The 21,823-nt window shown below is 50.9% G+C and carries 20 protein-coding genes and 1 tRNA gene; 20 read left to right on the top strand and 1 reads right to left on the bottom strand.

Annotated features, from left to right (window positions below; genetic code table 11):
• Positions 1–49 precede the first annotated feature (49 nt).
• The 18 genes from L3J94_04725 to L3J94_04640 all read left to right on the top strand — a co-directional run bounded on the left by L3J94_04725 (position 50) and on the right by L3J94_04640 (position 19,260).
• On the top strand, positions 50–361 hold the full coding sequence (locus tag L3J94_04725; GenBank protein ID MCF6218059.1) for a hypothetical protein: 312 nt from the start codon (positions 50–52) through the stop codon (positions 359–361).
• 48 nt (positions 362–409) lie between these two features.
• Positions 410–961 (top strand): transposase, encoded by a 552-nt coding sequence (locus L3J94_04720; protein MCF6218058.1) that lies wholly within the window; start codon positions 410–412, stop codon positions 959–961.
• Positions 962–1,079: 118 nt separating this feature from the next.
• Positions 1,080–3,584, top strand: coding sequence for a proprotein convertase P-domain-containing protein (locus L3J94_04715; GenBank protein MCF6218057.1), 2,505 nt, complete (start codon positions 1,080–1,082; stop codon positions 3,582–3,584).
• Entirely contained in the window at positions 3,581–4,222 is a 642-nt protein-coding gene (locus L3J94_04710; GenBank protein ID MCF6218056.1) for a hypothetical protein, read from the top strand. Before L3J94_04715 ends, L3J94_04710 begins: the two co-directional genes overlap by 4 nt.
• 3 nt (positions 4,223–4,225) lie before the next feature.
• A complete protein-coding gene (locus tag L3J94_04705) occupies positions 4,226–4,555 on the top strand; it encodes a LysM domain-containing protein (GenBank protein MCF6218055.1) in 330 nt (109 codons plus the stop codon).
• Positions 4,542–5,672, top strand: coding sequence for a hypothetical protein (locus L3J94_04700; GenBank protein ID MCF6218054.1), 1,131 nt, complete (start codon positions 4,542–4,544; stop codon positions 5,670–5,672). Before L3J94_04705 ends, L3J94_04700 begins: the two co-directional genes overlap by 14 nt.
• A complete protein-coding gene (locus tag L3J94_04695) occupies positions 5,669–6,202 on the top strand; it encodes a phage baseplate assembly protein V (GenBank protein ID MCF6218053.1) in 534 nt (177 codons plus the stop codon). Before L3J94_04700 ends, L3J94_04695 begins: the two co-directional genes overlap by 4 nt.
• Before the next feature lie 8 nt (positions 6,203–6,210).
• Positions 6,211–6,534: a DUF4280 domain-containing protein gene (locus L3J94_04690; GenBank protein ID MCF6218052.1), complete on the top strand. Its 324-nt coding sequence runs from the start codon at positions 6,211–6,213 to the stop codon at positions 6,532–6,534.
• A 7-nt stretch (positions 6,535–6,541) separates the two neighbouring features.
• The gene (locus L3J94_04685; protein MCF6218051.1) at positions 6,542–6,904 is read left to right on the top strand and encodes a GPW/gp25 family protein; all 363 of its coding nucleotides are present in this window, start codon (positions 6,542–6,544) and stop codon (positions 6,902–6,904) included.
• A complete protein-coding gene (locus tag L3J94_04680; protein MCF6218050.1) occupies positions 6,901–9,486 on the top strand; it encodes a putative baseplate assembly protein in 2,586 nt (861 codons plus the stop codon). The genes L3J94_04685 and L3J94_04680 overlap by 4 nt, the downstream gene beginning before the upstream one ends.
• On the top strand, positions 9,483–12,455 hold the full coding sequence (locus L3J94_04675) for a putative baseplate assembly protein (protein ID MCF6218049.1): 2,973 nt from the start codon (positions 9,483–9,485) through the stop codon (positions 12,453–12,455). Before L3J94_04680 ends, L3J94_04675 begins: the two co-directional genes overlap by 4 nt.
• A gap of 9 nt (positions 12,456–12,464) precedes the next feature.
• Complete coding sequence (locus tag L3J94_04670; protein ID MCF6218048.1) at positions 12,465–14,753, top strand: hypothetical protein; 2,289 nt, start codon at positions 12,465–12,467, stop codon at positions 14,751–14,753.
• Between the two features lie 9 nt (positions 14,754–14,762).
• A complete protein-coding gene (locus tag L3J94_04665; protein MCF6218047.1) occupies positions 14,763–16,139 on the top strand; it encodes a DUF6519 domain-containing protein in 1,377 nt (458 codons plus the stop codon).
• A 133-nt stretch (positions 16,140–16,272) separates the two neighbouring features.
• Positions 16,273–16,674: a SirB2 family protein gene (locus L3J94_04660; GenBank protein ID MCF6218046.1), complete on the top strand. Its 402-nt coding sequence runs from the start codon at positions 16,273–16,275 to the stop codon at positions 16,672–16,674.
• Positions 16,675–16,725: 51 nt separating this feature from the next.
• On the top strand, positions 16,726–17,727 hold the full coding sequence (gene birA, locus L3J94_04655) for a bifunctional biotin--[acetyl-CoA-carboxylase] ligase/biotin operon repressor BirA (protein MCF6218045.1): 1,002 nt from the start codon (positions 16,726–16,728) through the stop codon (positions 17,725–17,727).
• Entirely contained in the window at positions 17,718–18,476 is a 759-nt protein-coding gene (locus L3J94_04650) for a type III pantothenate kinase (protein MCF6218044.1), read from the top strand. Before birA ends, L3J94_04650 begins: the two co-directional genes overlap by 10 nt.
• Before the next feature lie 27 nt (positions 18,477–18,503).
• Positions 18,504–19,145 (top strand): hypothetical protein, encoded by a 642-nt coding sequence (locus L3J94_04645; GenBank protein MCF6218043.1) that lies wholly within the window; start codon positions 18,504–18,506, stop codon positions 19,143–19,145.
• Between the two features lie 39 nt (positions 19,146–19,184).
• A tRNA-Thr gene (locus L3J94_04640) sits at positions 19,185–19,260 on the top strand.
• 104 nt (positions 19,261–19,364) lie between these two features.
• On the opposite strand, the gene L3J94_04635 is transcribed toward L3J94_04640, so the two are convergent.
• On the bottom strand, positions 19,365–20,237 hold the full coding sequence (locus L3J94_04635) for a hypothetical protein (GenBank protein ID MCF6218042.1): 873 nt from the start codon (positions 20,235–20,237) through the stop codon (positions 19,365–19,367).
• 207 nt (positions 20,238–20,444) lie between these two features.
• Here L3J94_04635 and L3J94_04630 point away from each other — a divergent pair, with 207 nt between their 5' ends.
• Both L3J94_04630 and L3J94_04625 read left to right on the top strand, forming a co-directional pair.
• A complete protein-coding gene (locus L3J94_04630) occupies positions 20,445–21,278 on the top strand; it encodes an alpha/beta hydrolase family protein (protein MCF6218041.1) in 834 nt (277 codons plus the stop codon).
• A 65-nt stretch (positions 21,279–21,343) separates the two neighbouring features.
• Positions 21,344–21,805, top strand: a complete 462-nt coding sequence (locus tag L3J94_04625; GenBank protein MCF6218040.1) for a CopD family protein — start codon at positions 21,344–21,346, stop codon at positions 21,803–21,805.
• The last annotated feature ends 18 nt before the right edge of the window (positions 21,806–21,823 follow it).

Raw genomic sequence — 21,823 nt, 5'->3', positions numbered from 1 at the left:
GAGCCATTTCCCTCCACCCTGTGATACTCAATCACCACGGAGCATAGAAATGAATGAAGCAGAAGCAGGCACGACAGCACTGACAGAGCGCCAGCGTTACTGGCTTGATCACCTGCGGGCCTGCGCAGCATCGGGAAAAAGTATCGCCAAGTATGCGGCGGTTCACGACCTTGCTGCCCCGGCGATGTATGCTGGCAAGAGGGTGCTGGTCAAGAAAGGCGCGCTGCCATCCAAACACCCCGCGCAGTTTCAACGAGTGCAGCTCATGAAGGCGGTGGTTGATCGCGAGCCAGGTAGGGTGCATTCCATGCACCAAAAAACGATAATTATGGAAATGAATGATGAATATTTTACGAATTAATTTTAATCACGGATGCTTATGGTGCGTAAAACGCACCCTACGTAATTAATGCCGAATTATCGGAGAGCGAATGCGAAAGGCGGGACTTATTTTTTTACGGTGGTGACTTACAGGCGGCAACGATTTTTATGTAATGAAATGGTTCGGAACGCATTACGTGAAGGTATTAAGGCTACACAAGCTACTCATCCATTCACCATTGATGCATGGGTGTTATTGCCTGATCATCTTCATAGCATCTGGACATTACCGTCCGATGACGCCAACTTCGGGGCTCGTTGGGCGATGATAAAGCGATATGTAACCAAACAATGCGGTCCGGAATTAAAACGAGATGCGTGGATGAACCCATCAAAACAAAAAAGGAAAGAATCAACCATTTGGCAACGGCGTTTTTGGGAACATCAAATCCGTGATGATAGGGATTATGAAAAACATATGGATTATTTGCACTATAACCCGGTGAAACATGGGTTGGTAGAAAAGGTAGCGGATTGGCCGCATTCGACGTTTCATCGATATGTTCGACAAGGTGTTTATGAAACGGATTGGGCTGGTGTGGTTAATCATCAAGAGCAAGATAGTTTTGGTGAGCCATAACTAAACTAGGTAGGGTGCACTCCATGCGCCAAACAACGGTAATTTATATTGCGAACTAAATTTTATGCACGGATGTTCGTGGTGCGTAAAACGCACCCTACATTATTGAGAGTATGTTATGAGCGAAAAAAACAAGACCTACACCTACCGCTGCGGCCAAAAGATCGGGCTGGAAAAAAGCCCCGATCAACTGGTCGTCAGGTCCCTGCCGGATACTCTGGATGATGCGGCGATTGTAGCATCCGAGCAGGTCTCTTCTGCATCAACCCGGATTAAAACCAGTGCGGCAGATTTAGATGGTTTGATGGCGCGTTGTCGTGGTGTTGCGCCAACTCACCATGCCTATTGTGAGGTGGAAAGTGGTGCGGAATTCCTGATTACCGATCGGGTTTTTGTAGCTTTCAAAGAGACGCTTGCAGACGAACAAGTGGATGCTTTTGCGGGTCGTTATGGTTTGATGAAAAGAGCTTCGTATAGTGAACGGGATTATCTGTTCCAACTGACCAATCACACCGGTATGAACCCAGTCAAGCTGGTGGTGAAGTTGATGGAGGAGGAGCCTTTGGTTGATCTGGCCGAGCATGATCTGAACCAGCGTATGAGCAAGTACCAGTTTGCGGCTCCTCTGGATCCGGACTATGCAAGGCAATGGCATCTGCATACTAATTTCAATCACCCAGCTTATGACTCCCGATCCAGCTCTCTGTGTGAGGATGCGTGGCGATTGCTGGATGGATTCGGTAGTGATGAGGTGGTGATAGCAGTGACGGATGATGGTTGCAAGCTGGATCACTTCGATTTTGATTCTGCCGATAAGTTTGCCGGTTGGGGCTACTTTCGCGGTACACGTCTTGTCACGGCGGTGGATATTGATGCTGAGGCCGATGAGATGTATATCCCGGGGGCAAACCATGGCACATCCTGTAACGGGGTGATTGGTGGTGAGATCGATGCAGTGCTTACGGTGGGTGCGGCGCCGGGATGCCAGTTGTTACCCATTCAATGGGAGTCCTCGGGGCCTTCTCTCTTTATTAGTGATTCAAAATTGCTGACAGCACTGGACTATATCGCGGATAAAGCGGATGTGATGTCCAACTCCTGGGGTGGCGTTCCGATCAGTATGTGGTCACTGCCTGTTATCAACCGCATTAAAACATTGGCGCAAACTGGCGGACGACGGGGTAAAGGCATCGTCTTCTTATGGGCGGCGGGTAATGAGAATTGTTTGATTGATTATACGGCACCTGAAGAGGTGCCCTATGACAATGGTGTGGCCGTGCAGGGCGGCTCACTGGTGTGGGTCGGGGTGAAAAAGACACGCACTTTCCGGAATAACCTGGTGGGTATACCGGGGGTGATGCATATTGCTGCATTGGCGAGCACCGCCAAACGCAGTCACTATTCTAATTACGGCCCCGGTATTTCACTTTGTGCGCCGAGCAGTAATTCACACACCTATTATCGGATGACAGTGAGGGGCTTGGGTATTACCACCACCACCGGTAATAGTGGTGGTGTGACCGATACCTTTGGTGGCACCTCCAGCGCCACGCCGCTGGTTGCCGGTGTGGCTGGGCTGGTGGTCTCGGCAAATCCGGCACTGAGTGCGCAGGAGGTGGTTGCGTTACTCAAAGGTACCGCCGCCAAGGATCTGGATTTTGACGACTATCCGCAAACACCACCAGCCAATTTTGATGAAGATACCCGCTGGGATGTCTCGCCCATTGCACCGTTTGATAGCGGTGTCTTTGCTGATAATGGTGATGCTGAGGGCAGCTGGAGTCCGTGGTTTGGTCACGGTAAGGTCGATGCGCAAGCGGCTGTCGCGGAAGCGCTGAGTCGGAATCAGTCAACAACAGGAGGGCTGGAGTTCCGTGCTGACTCTTCACCAGACAGAAGTATTCCTGATAATAACGCCAGGGGAATTAAAGACAAAATCACCAGCCAAGATGATTTTGTGATCAGTAAGATAAAGATTGGTGTTGATATTACCCATAGCTACATTGGTGATCTGCGCGTGACGTTAACCTCACCTTCTGGTACCTCCGTGGTACTGCATGACCGGGCCGGAGGCGGTGCGAATGATCTGCGTGCCGAGTTTGACATGCGCTCTGCACCGGCTTTGTACGCCTTGTCGGGTGAGCCGGTGGCGGGGGAGTGGCAGCTTCACGTTCAGGATTTGGCATCGGTTGACCGAGGTCGCCTCAAGCGCTGGTCTCTGGAAGTATCTGGAGAAACAGGCTCTTCAGTTGTTGTTGAAGAGAGCCCTGGCATCACCATTCCTGATAACAGGCGAAATGGCATTGAACGTGTTCTGACGGTCGCCGGAACAGCTCAGCTCGATACGCTTGCCGTTGAACTGGATATCACCCACACCTATATCGGTGATTTGGTTGTCGAACTGATTTCAGCCGAAAACAGCACAGTTTTGCTGCATAACCGCTTAGGTGGTTCGGCAAATAATATTATTAGAACCTACACCATGGTGAGCACGACCGCTTTACACGCTTTACGGGGTGAGTCAATCAAGGGTGACTGGCGATTGAGGGTGTCGGATCATGCGGGTGCTGATCAGGGCAAATTGAACCGCTGGGCACTGAAAATGACAGGGTTGCCGCAATGACCGGGCTCTCCCGCTCTCCGCGTTTGATTAAAGGCGCTTTGGTAGGTGTGGACATTTTTAATCCACTGGCCAGCGTGGTGGTGTTTCAGTACAACCCGAATACCATGACGCGCCGCCTGGAGGCTCGTGCCGCCGGTGGTGATGGTGATCCGGGTGAGGTACAGCGGCTCACTGGCCCACCTAAGGAGACAATTACCCTCAGTATCGAAATTGATGCAGCTGATCAGTTGGCCGAGGCAAACCCGCTGGCGACCACCATGGGTATCTACCCCGCTCTTTCAGCGTTGGAGATGATGCTCTATCCAAAGTCGGCGGCGGTGATTGCTAATACCATTCTCTCTGCGATCGGCTCCATCGAAATCCTGCCCACAGAGGCGCCATTTTTACTCTTTGCCTGGGGAGCGAAGCGGGTGTTACCGGTGCGGATTACCAGTTTCAGTATCACTGAGGATGCCTATGACCCCTCACTAAATCCGATTCAAGCCAAAGTGGAGCTGTCACTGGCGGTGTTGAGCTACCAGGATTTTGGTGTGCTTCATCCAGGGCATAGTCTGTTTATGGCGCATCAGATGGCCAAAGAGGTAATGGCTACCTTGAATGTGGTCAATAGCGCCGAAAATATTGTGACGGGACTATAAGCTATGCGTAATCTGTTATTCCCTCCTACCAGTCGTTACTACAACACAGAGACGGCACGTTTTAAAGCAGCAGATGGCCAGGAGGTTATCCATCTCAAGCGCCGTTTTATCGCTGCACCAGAGCACTTTTCGCTGTTACAAGAGCACCTTGTCACTGAAGGCGATCGGCTGGATAACCTCACTGCACTCTATCTGAATGACCCACTGCAGTTCTGGCGAATTTGTGATGCCAACGGTGCGATGCTTCCCGCTGAGTTGACGGACGAAATCGGCCGCCGGTTGCGGATCACTCTGCCCGAAGGTATTCCGGAGATTCCCAATGTTACTGGGTAATATTCTGACGCTTCTGATCGGGCCAGCGGTGCCGGTGCCGGCACCACTGCCGGTTATTGAAGCGTTGCAGAGTGTGCAGGTCACCAGCTCTTCCCGGGCGCGTAGCGGTTTTCAATTGACCTTTAGTGTGGGTAAAACCTCTGCGATACAGCTTGCACTGCTCCCCGCAGGTTATTTTGACCCCATCGTGACACGGGTCATCATTATGGTCACCGTCAATGGCATCCCGAATGTGATTATGGATGGTTTTATCACCCGTCACGAGCTGCAACCGAGCAGTGAATCGGGACAGTCAAAATTGACGATTACCGGAGAGGACCTGAGTATCGCCATGGATTTGGTAGAAAAAGTTGTTCCCTATCCTGCGATGCCCGATGTGGCCAAGGTGGCGGTCGCCTTAGCACCATACGCGGCACTGGGTGTGGTGCCGCTTATTATTCCACCGCTTGTTTCTACTGTTCAAAACCCTGCAGCTAGAACCGAAAGCCAGGTCAATACAACTGATTTGGCCTATATAAAAAGCTTGGCGAGCCGCAATGGCTATCTGTTTTATATACAGCCCGGCCCATTGCCGGGTCAGAGTATTGCCTACTTTGGCCCAGATATCAGTGTGCCTGTCCCGCAACGCGCGTTAAGTATCAATATGGATGCGCACACCAATGTTGAATCATTGAGTTTTTCACTGGATGGAATGGCAAAAAAAATCAGCATCTTCACCATTTTGGATCCCATCACCCGAAGAGTCCCTATTCCGATACCCGTGCCCAATATCAATGCAACCAAACCGCCATTGGGGCTACGACCAACCCCACCGGCAAAGATTGGGATGCACAATGGTGGGGCGCGGCTTCAACCGGATGAGGCAGCAAGAGATATTCTGAGCTTCATGATGAACAATGCGACTGCTATCAGTGGCAGTGGCTCGCTGAATGTTATGCAGTATGGCCAGTTGTTGAGTGCCCAGACGGTGGTTGGTGTGCGGGGCGCAGGCATCTCCTATGACGGACTCTACTACGTCGACAGCGTAACCCATAACATCAAAAAAGGTGAATACAAACAGAACTTCACACTCTCCCGCGATGGGTTGATCTCCAATACACCGGTTGTTCTGCCATGAGCGAATCGAATGAAACAGGGCGTTTTTTCGGCAAATACCGCGCCACCGTGTTGAATAATGTTGACCCTGAAACACGGGGGCGGTTGATGCTGACTATCCCCGATGTGCTGGGGTTGATTCCCTCCACCTGGGCTGAGCCGTGTGTGCCACTTGCCGGCCCCACCGGGCCACCGATGGGCGTCTATATGGTGCCACCGATAGGGGCGGCTATCTGGGTAGAGTTTGAACAGGGTGATCCGGACTATCCGATTTGGGTTGGGTGTCGGTGGGGTGGCTCTTCCGATGTTCCTCCACTGGCTCACGCTGGTCTGCCCGTATCGCCCAACATTGTGCTGCAGACAGCAGGGCAGAACAGCTTTGTGATCAGTGACCTGCCGGGACCAACCGGTGGCTTGATGTTGAAGAGCGCTTCCGGTGCATCAATTATCGTCAATGACACTGGTATTTATATTCAAAATGGTAAGGGGGCCAGTCTCATCATGAGTGGGCCAACGGTCACTATCAACAACGGCGCGTTAGTCGTCACTTAGGGGGGTATATGCCCGGTTTTTTACTCCATGTTGGCGCTCAAGTGCTCTGTTCACACGCTGGACAGGCGACAGCCACAGTACCTAATCCTCGGGTCACACTCAGTGGTCAGCCCACTGTGTTGATGAGTTCGCCTTATGTGGTGGCAGGTTGTACTTTTCCACCACCTACGGTGGCCAATGGCCCCTGTGTGACAGCGCAGTGGTTGAGTGGCACCACCCGGGTCACATCCAACGGCCAGCCGCTACTGGTTCAAAGTAGCCAAGCGATCTGCACACCAACCGGAACACCGTTGGCAATCGTCGCAACCCAAACCCGAGTGAGTGCAACGTGAGGACATGATGAATATCGACTTTCCTTTTCAGTTTGATAACCGGGGTCATACCGCAAATACGGATGATAACGGCCATATTCGCGACATGATCGAGCAGTTTTTGTTTACCCATGTAGGTGAGCGGGTCAACCGTCCTGACTTCGGCAGTGGCCTGCGGCAACTGATCTTTGCTCCCAATAGCCCGGAGCTGGCCTCGACGTTGCAGTTTACTGTGCAGGCCGGTTTGCAGCAGTGGTTGGGTGATGTGATCGAAGTGCAGGCGCTGGATGTGGTGAACGACGATGCGGAACTGCGTGTCGAGATCAGCTACCGGGTGCGGCGCAGCGGAGAAGCGCACACGGCAACTTTTGTTCGGAGGGTAGGGTCATGAGTGCTCTGATTTGTCACAATGTGCAACGGCGTGAACGGGTGCGCCAGCACCGTCAGTTGAACGGAATCGACTACCTGGAGGTCAGCCACGATCAGCTCACACTGACCGTCTATTTTCTGGGTAAAGCGCCGCTTGAACTGGAGATCGGAAATATACGCATTGAGGGTGGGCGGCGTATTCGGGATGTCAGTGTCAAGATGGTGCGGCTGCACACCTTTAGCCAGATTGAGTTTGACGACTACATGGAAGTGGAGGTTGATAAGCCGGGTGACTTCTCTGCCTATACTTTGCGGGTGGTTGAAAAAAGTGAGGTAGGGGAGTGGCAACCCCACTCCGATTTTGATCCACGCTATGACCAAATTACCTTCAACTTCAAGGCAGGCTGCCCCAGTGATCTTGATTGCAAACAAGTCGCTATTTGCCCACCGGATCCGAAAGAAGAGCCGGACATCAACTACCTCGCCAAAGATTACACCAGCCTTCGTCAACTGATTCTGGATCGCCTGGCGCTGGTGATGCCGCAATGGAATGAACGCCATGTGCCCGATATCGGCATGGCGCTGGTGGAGGTGCTGGCCTACGTTGGTGATCACCTCAGCTACTACCAAGATGCAGTGGCCACCGAGGCCTACCTTGACACCGCTCGTAAACGAATTTCCGTTCGTCGCCATGCGCGCCTAGTGGATTACCCGATGCATGAAGGGTGTAATGCCCGTACTTGGCTCTGCATTGAGAGTGATGGTGATTTTTCGCTGCCCAGCAGCAAAATTTATTTCGTGACCAATCTCCATAAGGTGTTGCCAAACAGTAAAAGCGTGTTGCTTGAGGATGAGTTGCACCAGATACCATCGAGTGCCTATGAAATCTTTGAGCCGATGGCCCGGCAGAGCAGAGAGCAGGTTCAGTTTTACCGTGATCACAGCCGAATCGGCTTCTACACCTGGGGTGATGATGAGTGTTGTCTGCCGCGAGGAACCACCCGTGCCACCCTGAGAGGGGTGCTGGTAACAGAGCAGATGCCGCCGCAGGAATCCTGTGAATCTGTTGATAAGGGGACGGGTGATGTTGTGCAGAGAGCGTTAGGAGTGGCGGAATCCACAGTACCAAAACTTCACCTGAAGGTGGGTGATGTGCTGATTTTTGAAGAGGTTATGGGGCCAAAAACCGGCCATCCGGGTGATGTTGATCCCAACCACCGTCATGCGGTGCGGTTGATAGCGGTTGAGACGGGTGTTGACCCGCTTAACGAAGAGCCAGTGGTCGAAATTAGCTGGGCAGAAGAAGATGCTTTACCTTTTCCACTCTGCCTTTCCGCACTTGGGCCTCCGCCCGCTTGTGAGCTTCTGCATAATATCAGCATCGCCTGTGGCAATGTAATTCTGGTGGATCACGGTAAAACCGTGGATGAAGATCTTGGTAAAGTGCCGACGGAAAAGCTCATTGAGTGTTGCCAAGGCGCTGGGGTTTTGGCAGATTCGATAGCGATACCAAAACACTACTCACCCCGCTTGGGATATGCCGCACTGACATTCAGTGAGCCGCTGGTGGATGACCTGCCCGCCTTGCATTTGCTCAAGCAGGATGTGCGGCGAGCCTTGCCACAAATAACACTCACTGCAAGTTATGCGATGACTGGTGATGTCGCTTGGTCGCCCCAAGGTGACCTGCTGGGTAGTGATGCCGGTGACCGACATTTTATTGTAGAAATTGATAACGATGGATATGCCCAACTCCGCTTTGGTAAGGGTGGGTTGGGGCGGCAACCGGATGCTGGAACTGCATTTCAAGCGGTTTACCGCATTGGCGCTGGAGTAGCTGGAAATGTTGGCAGTGGTGCCATTTCACATCTTGTCATGCGAAACACGCAGTTGAGTGGTGTCTCGATACAGGTGCGCAACCCTTTTGCTGCACAAGGCGGTGTTGCGCCTGAACCGATCAGTGAAGTCAAATTATTCGCCCCGCATACGTTTCGCAAAAAACTACAACGGGCTATTATCGCCGATGACTACGCGGCAATTGTACAGCGTGAATTCAGGGGTAAAGTACAGCGTGCGGCAGCACGACTGCGCTGGACAGGGAGCTGGTATGAAGTGCTGGTGGCTGTTGATCCTTACGGTGAAGAAGAGGCGGATGCGGCGCTGCTGGATGCCATCAGCAAACGCCTGCACCGTTACCGTCGTATCGGCCACGACCTGGTGGTTAAACCCGCTCGCCGTGTTCCCCTCGATATTGAACTGAGTATTTGTGTATCGCCGGGCTATCTGCGGGGTCATGTCAAAATGGAGCTGTTGGGCCTTTTCAGTAATCGAATGCTGGCTGGCGGCCAAGGTGGTTTTTTTCATGTTGATAATCTGACCTTTGGTGATGATCTCTATCTGAGTCAGCTGGTTGCCACTGCCCAAGCGGTAACGGGGGTGGAGAGTGTGCGGGTGATAAAGCTGCAACGTTTGAATGAGCCGCCCAACCGGGAAATAGAGAGTGGTGTATTACCGCTGGGCCCATTTGAGATCGCCCGGCTGGACAATGATCCTGGTTTTCCCGAAAACGGTAAACTGACACTGGATATGCGAGGTGGAAGATGAAAGCCGAGTGCTGTGACTGTTGTTCTCCAGAGGCGGCTGATAGCAACGCCTGTGGTTGTTGTGACGGTGTTGAACCCTTAACACCCTTGTCAACCGCCAACCGGCCAGGCTTGCCCCAACTCAAGTACCGTATTGGTAGCCATTCAAGTTTCCTGGAAACTATGATCGCCCGGCTCTCCAGCAGTGATTATCCACAGTTGGCGGGGCTGACAACACGCAACAGTGATGATCCATCCATCGCATTGCTGGATGGCTGGGCGACGGTGGCCGATGTGCTGACCTTCTACCAAGAGCGCATTGTCAACGAGGGGTATTTACGCACCGCCACGGAACGGCGCTCGGTTCTGGAGCTGGCACAGTTGGTGGGTTACTCATTGCGCCCCGGGGTCAGTTCCTCTGTTTTTCTTGCCTATACCGTTGATGAAAGCAGTACGGAAGAGATTACCATCCCGGCAGGAAGCAGAGTACAAAGCATCCCCGGGCCCGATGAGTTGCCGCAGTCGTTTGAGACCCGTGAAGATCTTAGGGCGCGGGCGAAATGGAACAATCTTAAACCGAGGATGACGCAGCCGCAGAGCTGGGAGGTGCTGACTCAAGGTGAACACGTTTACCTCAACGGTATCAATACAAATTTGAAACCAAACGACCCGCTACTGATAGGCCTTGGAGGGGGAAAGCCAGTTTTTTATCGCGTGAAAGAGGTTGCTACGGATCTATTGCTTGATCGGACACAGGTTACCCTGCAAACGGAGACTACAGTAGTTGATGGCCAGAGTGCAGTGGCGAGCAAGGTGGGTTTGGATGTTGTGAAGAAGGAGAGCTTTCAGACTCGACTAATCAAACAGCTCACCACTCCGCCTTCGTTGCAGCCGGCCAATTCACTGCGATTAAGGCGACAGCTTGGTGATCAATTTAAAGTGAAAGGCGAGGCGGGCTACCGTGTAGTGAAGCGCTTTTCCCCCGCTCTGCGTGACACCCTAGCAACCGCAGCCGCAAACTCAAAAGCATCGCTTGATAATAATATTAAAGTATATGCTTTGCGGGTGGAAGCGTCGCTGTTTGGACATAATGCACCCAAGCGTACCAAAATAAAAGAAGGGGGTGAAATTGAAATAATCGGTGATTGGCCCGTGATTGAGGAGCTAGCAACCAATGATCGTAACACCCCTCATGAGGAGGAGAATAGAGTCTACCTAGACGCCCGATATGATGGTGTTTTGCGCGATAGCTGGGTTGTTGTCGAAACGCCCGCTACGAGTCGCTTAACCGATAAAAAGACGATGATTGCTAAGGTGAATGAAGTTGATGCTGCTCTCTCTAGATCAAAATATGGTGTGACAGCACCGACAACTCAAATTGAGCTGACGGGTGAGCGCTGGATAACGATCAACGATCATCTCGATGTCCCGTCGTCACCACAGGGTGATGATTTTAATGTGATCCGTGGCACGACGGTTTATCTTCAACCCGAAGAGCTTGAACTGGCCGAAGAGCCGATCGAAAGCCCGGTTTGTGGGGGGAGTGATGAGTTGCTGGAGCTGGACGAGTTTTATGACGGACTGGAAGCGGGCCGCTGGGTGATTGTTTCCGGCGAGCGTGAGATAGAAGGGACAAGTGGCGTCAGATTCAGCGAACTGGCAATGCTCTCGTCGGTAACTCAGGATGTTAGAAGGGAGTCTATAGGTTTAAGCCAATACCAAAAGCAGCGACCTCCCCGCCTTGGAGAGAGCAACCATACCTTTATTAAACTGGCTGACAAGCTCGCCTACTGTTTTAAGCGTGACACGGTGGTTATTCATTGCAATGTTGTTAAGGCGACTCACGGTGAAACGCGCAAGGAGGTGCTGGGCAGTGGTGATGGCAGCAAGGCGTTGCAATCATTCGAGTTGAAACAGTCACCGCTTACCCACTTGTCGGCACCCAATCCAAGCGGTGTCGAGAGTACCTTGAATCTGTTTGTTAATGATATCGAGTGGCACGAATCAGACTCGTTGGCTGCTCTCTCTCCGAACGAACGCCGCTTTATGACCAAAACTGATAATGACAGCAAAACATCGATTATCTTTGGCAACGGTAAGGAGGGTGCTCGTCTGCCCACCGGTATTGAGAACATCAGAGCTGAGTACCGCAATGGCATGGGCAAAGGCGGCAATGTTAAAGCCGAACAAATCTCTCTGTTGGCAAGCAAGCCGTTGGGTGTCACGGGAGTAATCAATCCGTTGCGCGCATCCGGTGGGGCAGATCGAGAGAGCCGCGACCAGGCACGCAAAAGCGCACCGTTGGCGGTGATGGCACTGGACCGTCTGGTATCAGTGCGGGATTACAAAGATTTCTCCCGTCTCTATGCGGGCATCGGTAAATCCGATGCTGTCGAGATCACCAATGGTCGACAGCAGTTGGTACATGTCACTATTGCAGGCGCTGATGATATTCCCATTGATGAAAACTCGGACCTATTCATCAACCTGCGACGTGCGTTGCATGACTTTGGCGACCCCTACCAACCACTACAACTGGCGGTACGCGAACTGATGTTTATCGTGATCAGCGCTAATGTGAAGGTTCAAGCCGACTATCAATGGGAGTCTGTGGTGGTCAACGTGCGCGCAACCCTGCTGGATACCTTTAGCTTTGAGCAGCGTGAGCTTGGGCAAGATGTCGTGTTAAGCGAAGTGATGAGTGTGATACAGGCGGTGCCCGGTGTTGCTTATGTGGATATGGATAGCTTTGGTGGCATTCCAGAGAAGCAGGTGGATGAATTTGAGCAGGGCGAACGTCGGCTATTGACGCCTGATGAAATTGCCAATCACATCCAGATGTTAATTGGCATGACTGAAGAGTTGGGTCGGCCTAGATCGAGAATAAGGGTGAATTTGGCGGATATTGAAAAGGGGGCAATACGCCCTGCTCAGCTTGCATTCCTGACAGCGGATGTACCTGAAACGCTGATTCTGAACCAGATCAAGTGAGGATAGATTATGAGTGAGTTGAAACAGGATCGCCTCTATGAACTTCTGCCGGTTATTTATCGCATGCGCGATGCCGAACAGGGTGAGCCACTGAAGGCGTTGCTACGGGTTATTTCCGAACAGGTCAACTTGGTTGAAGAGGATATTAGTCAGCTTTACGAAAACTGGTTTATCGAGAGCTGTGAAGATTGGGTAGTACCGTATATTGGTGACCTTATCGGCTATGAACCGGTGCATGAGGCGGGGGAGCCGTCGATGGTGGGTACCGCGCAGGGGCGACAGCGCAACAATATATTGATTCCACGCCGGGAGGTGGCCAACACCCTTCGTTATCGCCGCCGTAAAGGGACACTGGCGTTGCTGGAGTTGCTGGCCAATGATGTAGCTGGATGGCCCAGCCGGGCAGTGGAGTATTACGCGTTGCTGGGTTGTACCCAGGCGGTTAACCACCTTCGCCTTGAGCGTGGAAAAACCGTGGATCTGCGCCGAGGTTCGGCATTGGATCTGATTGACACTCCGTTCGATCAGGTGGCGCATCGTGTCGATCTGCGTTGTATCAACTCTCGTCGTACCAACGGTCGTTACAACATTCCGAGTGTTGGCCTGTTTGTCTGGCGGCTGCGTGCTTATGCTGTTACACAAACACCCGCCTACTGTTTTGAAGCGCAGGGGCCACACTGTTACACCTTTAGTGTATTGGGCAATGATAGTCCGCTCTACATAAATCCTGATCCGGAGGCTGACCCCACCCACATTGCCGATGAGTTCAATCTGCCGGTTCCTATCAGGCGGCGTCTATTCTCAGAAAAAAAAGAGCAACTCTATGGCGATAACAGCAGCTTGCAAATTTGGGTCGGGGTAAAAAAAGGGAAGAAAATCGAACGCAGGGCGGTGTTGCCTGAGCAGATTATTCCTGCTGACCTGAGCGACTGGTCCTACCTTCCGCGTCGCGGAGCGGTTGCAGTTGATCCAGTATTGGGGCGGGTCGCCTTCCCCTCTCGTCTCTGGCCAAAAAATGGTGTGTGGGTCAGTTACCACTACGGCTTTAGTGCTGACCTGGGAGGGGGCGAATATGCGCGAACGCTGTCACAACCTTCCCAATTTATACACTATCCGGTGGGTGAGAATGAGAAACTCAAGACCATTAATTCTGCGCTACAGCAGTGGCAAAAAGACAATAAAAAACACGCAGTTATCGAAATTATGGACAGTGGTGTCTACGTTGAACCGATCAATGTCGAATTCAATGAAGGGCAGCAGAGCTTGCAACTGCGGGCCGCTAATCGTAAGCGCCCGGTGATTCGACTGCTGGATTGGCAGACCGACCGGCCGGACTCCATGACCATCACCGGTAGCGCGGGGAGCCGCTTTACCCTCGATGGCATACTGGTGACGGGCCGTGGCCTGCATATTGCCGGTGAGCTGGCCGCATTGACCCTGCGTCACTCAACGCTGGTTCCCGGATGGAGTTTGGGTGGCGGTTGTGAGCCACACCGCGCCACTGAGCCCAGCCTGGAGATTTTTGCCGCCAATGTTTGCGTGAAGATCGAACACTCTATTTTAGGGGCTATTCAGGTTGATCCGGCTGTTGCAGTGCCAGTGGAGAGCCCCGGTCAATCAGCGGGTGAAGATGAGAGTGCAAATGAAAATGTGCAACCACCCCACTGTCAAAGCCTGGGTGGTGAGGTTCGTTTGGATCCAATTAGAATCTGCATCAGTGACACCATTCTGGATGCCACCGACCCGGAGCTGGAGGTGCTGGGCATGCCCGGTTGTCCGGTTGCCCACGCTACCCTGACGATGGTACGCAGCACCGTATTTGGAGAGATACAGACGCACGCCATTGAGTTGGCTGAAAACTGCATCTTTAATGGCCGGATCACTGTTGCCAGACGCCAGCAGGGGTGTCTGCGATTCAGTTATGTCACTCCGGAGTCACGTACGCCCCGGCGGTACCGTTGCCAGCCCGATCTGGTTGATCAATTTGTTGAAAGTGCCATCCGTAAACAGGCAGCGGATGACAACTTGCCTCTGCCCACCGCTGTGGCGTTAGAGAGTGCAAAACAACCGGAGCGATTGCGGGTTCGTCCACAATTTAACAGTGTGCGTTATGGTGTTCCGGGCTATTGCCAACTATCGGATAGTTGTGCACAAGAGATTAAATCGGGTGCTGATGATGAGTCGGAAATGGGTTCGTTTCACGATCTTTTTCAGCCGCAACGGCAGGCTAATTTAACTGCCCGCCTTGAAGAGTACATACCCGCCGGGGCAGATGCCGGTATTATCCACGCCAGTTAGGAGAGCGTTATGAAAGGCGATTTTTCACGTATTACCTATGATCAACGAAAACAGTACTCCCTGCTGTTGATGCAGCAGGGCAGGGTGCAGCTAGACGCCGACTGGAATGAACAGGCCATCACACAGTGGTTGAATCTGCAAAATTTGGCTGAAGATCTGATAGGTGAGCATGGCGGGCCGGGCGAGAGCTTTAAAATTGAACCAGAGACAGATGATGTCAGTGGTTCCACCGTGACACACGATTTCACCATCAAACGGGGGCGCTACTATGTGCGGGGGGCCTTGTGCCAAAATAGTGATGACTGCCTTTTTACGCAACAGGAGGACTATTTTCCTGATGACAGCGAAAAGATAGCGCATGGGAAGGCGTACTTGGTTTACCTGCATCTCTGGTGGCGGCATATGACCGCTGATGAAGATGATGATATTCGAGAGGTTGCTTTAGCGGGGCCTGATACAGCTACCCGTTTAAAAACAGTGTGGCAGGTGAGGTTGTTGGAATTGCCGGCAAAGGAGGCGGAGGCGACGAGTGGTTCTGCGCAAGACCTCAAGCAAGATTACGAAAGTTTTATAACGCTGCTGAAGGGAAAAGAGATCATAAAACAGGGCGACGGGCTGCTACAGGCACAGGCAAAAAAAGCCTCTGAAGCAGGTAAACCCTGTATTACCGCGCCGGAAAATCGCTATCGAGGTGTTGAAAACCAACTCTACCGTGTGGAGATTCACCACAGTGGTGAGGGGAGTGGGGGTGCTACATTCAAATGGTCCCGAGAAAATGGCTCGGTGATTTTTCCGGTTCGGGCGCTGAGCGGTGATACGGTGACCTTGGCGCATCTCGGGCGGGATCAACACTTCGGCCTAAAAGTCGGCGATTGGATTGAGGTGATAGATGATATTTATGAGCTGCAGCGCAAGGCGGAAAACCTGCTCAAGGTGGTTGAGGTTGATTCCGACACCTTGGAGGTGACGCTCTCCGGTACACCTTCAATGGGAAGGGCGTTGTCGGTTTATCCACTAAAAAAACCTTTGCTGCGTCGTTGGGACCACTCGGCTAAATGTGCTCATGGTACGATTCCGATTGTACAGGATGAGTGGATTGAGCTGGAGGATGGTGTCGAGGTTAAGTTCCCCAAGCCCCCGCTTATGAAAGGCGAAGAGACAGAGCCAGCGTCCTACTGGTATCAGTCTGGTGACTGGTGGTGGATTGCGGCACGTACCGCGACCGGTGATGTGGAGTGGCCACAAGGTGTGGATGGGCCTGCTGCACAGAAAGCGCTGTCCCATGGTGATCGTTATGCTCCGCTGGCGCTGATTAACAGCGGTGCCAGTGGCAATATTACGGTCCCCCAAGATTATCGGCGAGTTATCAATCCACAATGGCAGTGATCGCTTTAAATTATATTGTGTAGCTGTCCGGCTAAAGCGTATTTAGACCCTATCCAATCTGGATAGGGTCTTTTTTTGCCTTGTGCAAGGTGTGGTGGTTCTATTTGTGTGATTAATCAGAGATAATCAGCTCATGGCTGCTTACGAAATAATTAAATACATACACATTAGTTGTGTTGTTTTATCACTGTCCGGTTTTTGTCTTCGTTCATATTTCTTGCTTCGTGATCCTGAAAAGCTCTCTTTAGCGTGGCTTAAATATCCACCGCACATGGTTGAGACTCTGCTATTACTTTCTGCGATTGCTATGCTTCCTCTGCTTGGTCAATATCCGTTTGTTGATGGTTGGTTAACGGCCAAACTGGTTGCCATGCTGCTCTATATTGCTGCTGCCGGTTACACTCTTCATGCGGCACGGACTTTTAGGTTGAAGTTGTTTTTTATCACTTTGTCGCTGCTTATTTTTCTATATATTGTGGGTGTTGCACTCTCTCACGATTATCATTCGTGGTTTTCCTCTGTTATTGCAGTTTAATCCCCATAATGAATGGTAGAATGGCGGTTTTATATCTTAGATAATCTTGTAATGCATGATGCGGCTCTTTACATACTGAAACAACTCTCAGTCGATCGGTTTTATTCGGGCAGTCAGCTTGCGCGTGAGCTAGCGCTCAGCCGGACGGCTATCTGGAAGCATATTCAAATGTTGGGTGTTTATGGTGTTGATATCTATTCACTACCTGGTAAAGGGTATAGACTTGCCGATTCGGTTGAGTTGTTAGATCAGAAGAGAATTCTTAATGGCATGCAAGGGTCTCATTTGATCAGTCGGGTGAAGGTTCTCCCCTCGATTGACTCAACAAATCGTTACTTATGGCAGCTGGCACATAAGGGTGAGCCGAGTGGCTCGGTTGTTTTTTCCGAATTTCAGAGTGCCGGGCGGGGTCGACGAGGCCGACAGTGGGTCTCGCCTTTTGCAAAAAACATTTACTGTTCGCTGCTTTGGCGTTATGAGGATACTCCTCATGGGATTGGCGGACTCAGTCTGGCGATCGGTATCGCTGTCGTTGATGCACTTGAAAAAATGAGTGTTTTGGGTATAGGGCTTAAGTGGCCAAATGACCTTCTTTGCGGTGACAGGAAAGTGGCGGGTATTCTTTTGGAAATGTCGGGTGATCCCTGTGGCTCTGGTTGTGTGGTGATTGGTGTGGGTATTAATGTTGATATGAAGGGGTTTAGTGAATCCGGTGCGATTACACAGCCATGGACTGATTTGGTTGAGTTAAAGGGTGGTTCGGATATCTCTCGCAATGAACTCTCCATACTATTGTTAAGGTCAATCAATCAGGCGCTCTTGAATTATGCACAGAGTGGCTTGAGTCAGCTGATTCAACGTTGGAATGAGCTTGATGTGATGTTGGGAAAAGAGGTGGTTATTCACGGTGTCAGCGATACAGTAGGCGGTATAGCGCAAGGGATTGATGAGAGTGGTGCATTACTGTTATTGAGTCAGGGTAAAATTCGTCGAATTCATAGTGGTGAGGTCAGTTTGCGCCTTGCTGAAAATAGTGGTGATTTATGTTGTTAGTAGATATTGGTAATAGTCGAATTAAATGGGCTGTTATCAATGGTGATGAGTTTACATCAATGGGTGAGGCAGAGTATGTCTCTAAAGAGCTTGAGTCACAGTTAGATGCGATGTTGTACTCTGTTGAAAAGCAGATGATTATCGCGGTCTCATCTGTCGCCTCGCCTCGTGTTGTTAAAATGTTTAGTTGCTGGGCAGAAGCGCGTTGGCAGAGTGAGGTTTTGGTGGTCAAGACAGCCAAACAACAGGGGAAGCTGCTTAATGGCTATGTTAATCCAGAGCGGCTGGGCGTTGATCGATGGTTGGCGATGATTGCTGCAACGGATGAAGGGCGTCTTGGTGTGCCGGCCTGTGTAATCGATTGCGGAAGTGCTATTACGATTGATGTGGTGGGCGGTGATGGTCAGCACCTGGGTGGTCTGATCACCCCCGGTTTGTCTTTGATGCGTAATGCACTGGTTAAGGGTACTCGCGGTATTCGTCTGAAAGATGAGTTGCCGGCTGAGGTCAGCCTTCTTGCTAGAGATACTGAGGGGGCTGTGATGGGTGGCACGCTATACACGGCGGTCTCCATGCTTGATCGAGTCTGTAGCGATATAGTAGTGGGTACGGGTCGCGATACGCGGTTTTTTATTACCGGTGGCGATGCGCCTACGCTGATTCCTCTGCTTGATAAGACTTTTGAATATGATGCAAACCTGGTTCTGAATGGTTTATTGTGTGTTAGCCGCCAGATGAGCGAAGTGTAGTCTTATCTGTTTACAAATGAGGGTTGAATGAAGGTTTTCATTGCCATATTAATTGTGCTGAATGGTCTGGTTTTTTACCTCTATCAACAAGGTGTGGTTGAGGTTGCCGGGAACGATGTTAGTACGGATTACGCCGTGGACAAGCCTCTACTTGAACTCGCTTCCGAGCGCCTTGGTCTGCCCGTGGTGGCTCCGGTCGAAGAGATAACAGACTGTTATGAGATCAAGGGATTAGTAGAAACGCCAATATTTGATCAGTTGGTCGAGCAGCTAACGGTATTGGGGCTACCATTTGCAAGTGACCATCAACAGGTTGAGGAGGCTGAGAGCTACTGGGTCTATGTGCCCGCGCAAGAGACAATAGGGAAAGCCAGAGAAATACAGCGAGAGTTGGTTGCTTTGGGAGTTAACGACCTGTATGTCATCGAGGCGGGTAGAAATAAGAACAGTATTTCACTGGGTCTATATACACAGCATGCCGCCGCACTTGACCGAGTGGCGTGGTTTTCAACCAAAGACATTACGGTGTTAATCGCTCCGCGCTATAAGACGCACCACATTTACAGTGTCAATTTAGGGCCGCTCTCTGCGTCGCAAAATGAAAAAATATCAGAAATAATGGATGAACAATTTTCTTTGCTTAAATATGAAAATAATCCGTGTAATTGATTGTAATTAAAACGGCTTTTGAGTATTATGCACCACGTCGCCGGTATAGCTCAGCTGGTAGAGCAACTGACTTGTAATCAGTAGGTCCGGGGTTCGACTCCTCGTGCCGGCACCACACAAAATACCTTGTATATCAAGGTAAAAAGCCCTCATTATGAGGGCTTTTTTTATGCTGTTCGTCTTTTAAATCGGCCATCTTTCATTGGCGGCGCCAGGCGATTATCGACGTTTAAAGATCTCACGAGCATCATAGCCAAAACGCTCCCGCAGGATGTTATAGAGGTCATCCGGATCGTTGAAAAACTCTTTTACCGCATAGGTGTCGTTATACTCCTCAAGCACCAAGTAAGCACCTAGGTTGTAGTAAAGCGCTTGAAGTTGGTAACTCTCACTGCTGGGGGTCACCAGGTCAGCGGGGATGATCTCTATGGTTGTCACTTTCTCCGCAATAGCTATATTGAGGATTTTTTGTTGTTCCCAGTAAGACATTTTATAAAATCGCCCCGCAATAAAAGCGGCATTGCTATAAGAGGTCATGCTGGGGAAATACTTTACATCGATATCGGCATCTGTCAGTCGCTTATAGTCTGCCTCACCTAACTGCAATGCGCTAAAAACACCCTTGGCAAAACTACTGGAAGCTTGAGCTGATTTTTTTTCATAAATGCGTAACAGACCATGGGAAAACCAGTGCAAACCTTTGTTTTTGCCATCCCCCAGTTGGTTCATCATGGGCTCTAATAGCCCAACACGCGCCAACAGCACATGAAATAGATAGGAGTTTGCGAGAAAGCCATTTTCTGTTTCATGCTTCCCTTCAGGGCTTCGCAGGTAAGCGAGTAGTGTGCGCCGGGCATTCATTAAATTGCCCTCTTGTTTGGCAGACTCCCAGATTGTCAGCAGTACTTCATTCAGTTCCATGCGAGCCGCATAGGGCAACGAAGCGAAGGGGATTGGCTCCTCTTCTACCAACGCTTCTACCGAATCTCCTTCTGGCTCCATAGCAAAAGAGAGGGGTGGCAGTAAAAGCAGGCAGATAAGAGCAGTGCCAACGCAGAGGCGCTTGAGCAAAGTATTATCTGTAGTGGCCATAAAGTTTAAAATAGTATCTGTCCTGAGAAATACGATTAAAATAGAGGGACGCTAGTCTAAATATCGGCCTCTTTGAATAATCCATAAATTATGCGCAGTGGGTAGTTGATTCGGCTTGATCTGTTGATGCAGATAATAACGTCTATATTATCACAGGCTTGCGTGCTGTCTCACAAAACATAACGGCCAGTTACAGGAAGGATCCATATGCGGCTATGCCCACTACTGTTTATTATCTGTCTCTTGCCAATCAGTGTGGCTGAGGCGCTAGATCAAGCGCGTGAGCGGTTAGTGGCTACGGAGTTAGTTGAGCGTATTGGTGGTCATGAGGCGCTATGGTTAAACGATAATAGCGGGCGCTTTTTGAGCTTAAAAGTTGAGCACCCTGAGGTGGAGAAGAGGGGTGGGGTTATTCTCTTGCACGATATGGATGCCCACCCAGACTGGCCTGAGGTGATTTCACCACTGCGCTATGGTCTGCCTAAAAGTGGTTGGCCTACGGTGTCAGTTCAGCTGCCACTGCTGAGTAATGATGTGGTGTTGTCGGCTATAAATCAGCAGAAGGTCATTGACCAGGCAACGGCTCGTATTGTTGCCGCCGTAGAGTATTTTACGGGCATTGGCATCTACAATATTGTCTTAATGGGTCATGGCCTGGGAGCGACGGCGATTAGCCACTTCTTATCGGGTGAGTTGGCGCCAAGGCATGCTGTTTATATTAAGGCTTTTATTGCCATACGTTTCCGTATTCACGAGGGATTAGCCACGACCTATTTACCTAGAAAACTGTTACAACTAAAAACAGCCCTCCCTATACTTGATATACTGGGTAGCCGGGAATCAGACGACACACAGCAACATGCACGTGAACGTAAAGCGGTAGCGATACGGGCGCAAAGGTCTCATTATCGACAGGAGAGAGTGGGCAGCGCCAATAATAACTTTTGGGCTGCTGAAGGGTGGCTGCTTTCTCGTATTGGTAGCTGGCTTAGGCTAAATGCGGCTGGCGCAGAGGTCGTTTTGAAGCCACTTAATCAGTGATCTCTTTGTATCTGCTCGTGCAAAGGTCTCAATCAGCCACTTAAATTTTGAAGAGAATGATTTAAATGATCGCATTTGCCAAAATAATGCATATTCTTGCTGCGACCCTTTGGGTTGGCGGCATGTTTTTCGCCTATGTTGCCCTGCGCCCTGCGGCCAATGCCACGTTGGAACCCTCACAGCGCCTCCCCTTGTGGGGGCAAACGCTGGCTAAGTTTTTCACCTGGGTCTGGGTGGCGATCATCATGCTGCCGGTAACGGGCTTCTGGATGGTGTTTAATCTGTTTCCGGATATGTTGTCCATTGGCCTTCACGTGCATATTATGACGCTGCTGGGGATTTTGATGATTTTAATCTTCCTGGCAGTCTTTTTTGTTCCCTATATTCAGTTGCGCCTTGCCTTGATGGATGAGGATTACAAAAAGGCTGCTAAACATCTCAACTGGATTCGCATTGGGGTGTTGGTCAATCTGATATTGGGGCTTATCACGACGGCTATCGCTAGCGGCGGACGCTATCTCTTTTAGCCCGATTTATAGCTGGGT

This window comes from Gammaproteobacteria bacterium, from assembly GCA_021647245.1.
Taxonomy (GTDB): Bacteria; Pseudomonadota; Gammaproteobacteria; order RBG-16-57-12; family RBG-16-57-12; genus JAFLJP01.
Note: the sequence above shows the minus strand (reverse complement) of the source record. Positions and strands in the feature narration are given on the sequence as shown.

Excerpts from the sequence above, each read along its gene's own strand:
- L3J94_04725 (MCF6218059.1), top strand. The coding sequence starts at position 50 with ATGAATGAAGCAGAAGCAGGCACGACAGCACTGACAGAGCGCCAGCGT.
- L3J94_04720 (MCF6218058.1), top strand. The coding sequence starts at position 410 with ATGCCGAATTATCGGAGAGCGAATGCGAAAGGCGGGACTTATTTTTTT.
- L3J94_04715 (MCF6218057.1), top strand. The coding sequence starts at position 1,080 with ATGAGCGAAAAAAACAAGACCTACACCTACCGCTGCGGCCAAAAGATC.
- L3J94_04710 (MCF6218056.1), top strand. The coding sequence starts at position 3,581 with ATGACCGGGCTCTCCCGCTCTCCGCGTTTGATTAAAGGCGCTTTGGTA.
- L3J94_04705 (MCF6218055.1), top strand. The coding sequence starts at position 4,226 with ATGCGTAATCTGTTATTCCCTCCTACCAGTCGTTACTACAACACAGAG.
- L3J94_04700 (MCF6218054.1), top strand. The coding sequence starts at position 4,542 with ATGTTACTGGGTAATATTCTGACGCTTCTGATCGGGCCAGCGGTGCCG.
- L3J94_04695 (MCF6218053.1), top strand. The coding sequence starts at position 5,669 with ATGAGCGAATCGAATGAAACAGGGCGTTTTTTCGGCAAATACCGCGCC.
- L3J94_04690 (MCF6218052.1), top strand. The coding sequence starts at position 6,211 with ATGCCCGGTTTTTTACTCCATGTTGGCGCTCAAGTGCTCTGTTCACAC.
- L3J94_04685 (MCF6218051.1), top strand. The coding sequence starts at position 6,542 with ATGAATATCGACTTTCCTTTTCAGTTTGATAACCGGGGTCATACCGCA.
- L3J94_04680 (MCF6218050.1), top strand. The coding sequence starts at position 6,901 with ATGAGTGCTCTGATTTGTCACAATGTGCAACGGCGTGAACGGGTGCGC.
- L3J94_04675 (MCF6218049.1), top strand. The coding sequence starts at position 9,483 with ATGAAAGCCGAGTGCTGTGACTGTTGTTCTCCAGAGGCGGCTGATAGC.
- L3J94_04670 (MCF6218048.1), top strand. The coding sequence starts at position 12,465 with ATGAGTGAGTTGAAACAGGATCGCCTCTATGAACTTCTGCCGGTTATT.
- L3J94_04665 (MCF6218047.1), top strand. The coding sequence starts at position 14,763 with ATGAAAGGCGATTTTTCACGTATTACCTATGATCAACGAAAACAGTAC.
- L3J94_04660 (MCF6218046.1), top strand. The coding sequence starts at position 16,273 with ATGGCTGCTTACGAAATAATTAAATACATACACATTAGTTGTGTTGTT.
- birA (MCF6218045.1), top strand. The coding sequence starts at position 16,726 with ATGCATGATGCGGCTCTTTACATACTGAAACAACTCTCAGTCGATCGG.
- L3J94_04650 (MCF6218044.1), top strand. The coding sequence starts at position 17,718 with ATGTTGTTAGTAGATATTGGTAATAGTCGAATTAAATGGGCTGTTATC.
- L3J94_04645 (MCF6218043.1), top strand. The coding sequence starts at position 18,504 with ATGAAGGTTTTCATTGCCATATTAATTGTGCTGAATGGTCTGGTTTTT.
- L3J94_04635 (MCF6218042.1), bottom strand. The coding sequence starts at position 20,237 with ATGGCCACTACAGATAATACTTTGCTCAAGCGCCTCTGCGTTGGCACT.
- L3J94_04630 (MCF6218041.1), top strand. The coding sequence starts at position 20,445 with ATGCGGCTATGCCCACTACTGTTTATTATCTGTCTCTTGCCAATCAGT.
- L3J94_04625 (MCF6218040.1), top strand. The coding sequence starts at position 21,344 with ATGATCGCATTTGCCAAAATAATGCATATTCTTGCTGCGACCCTTTGG.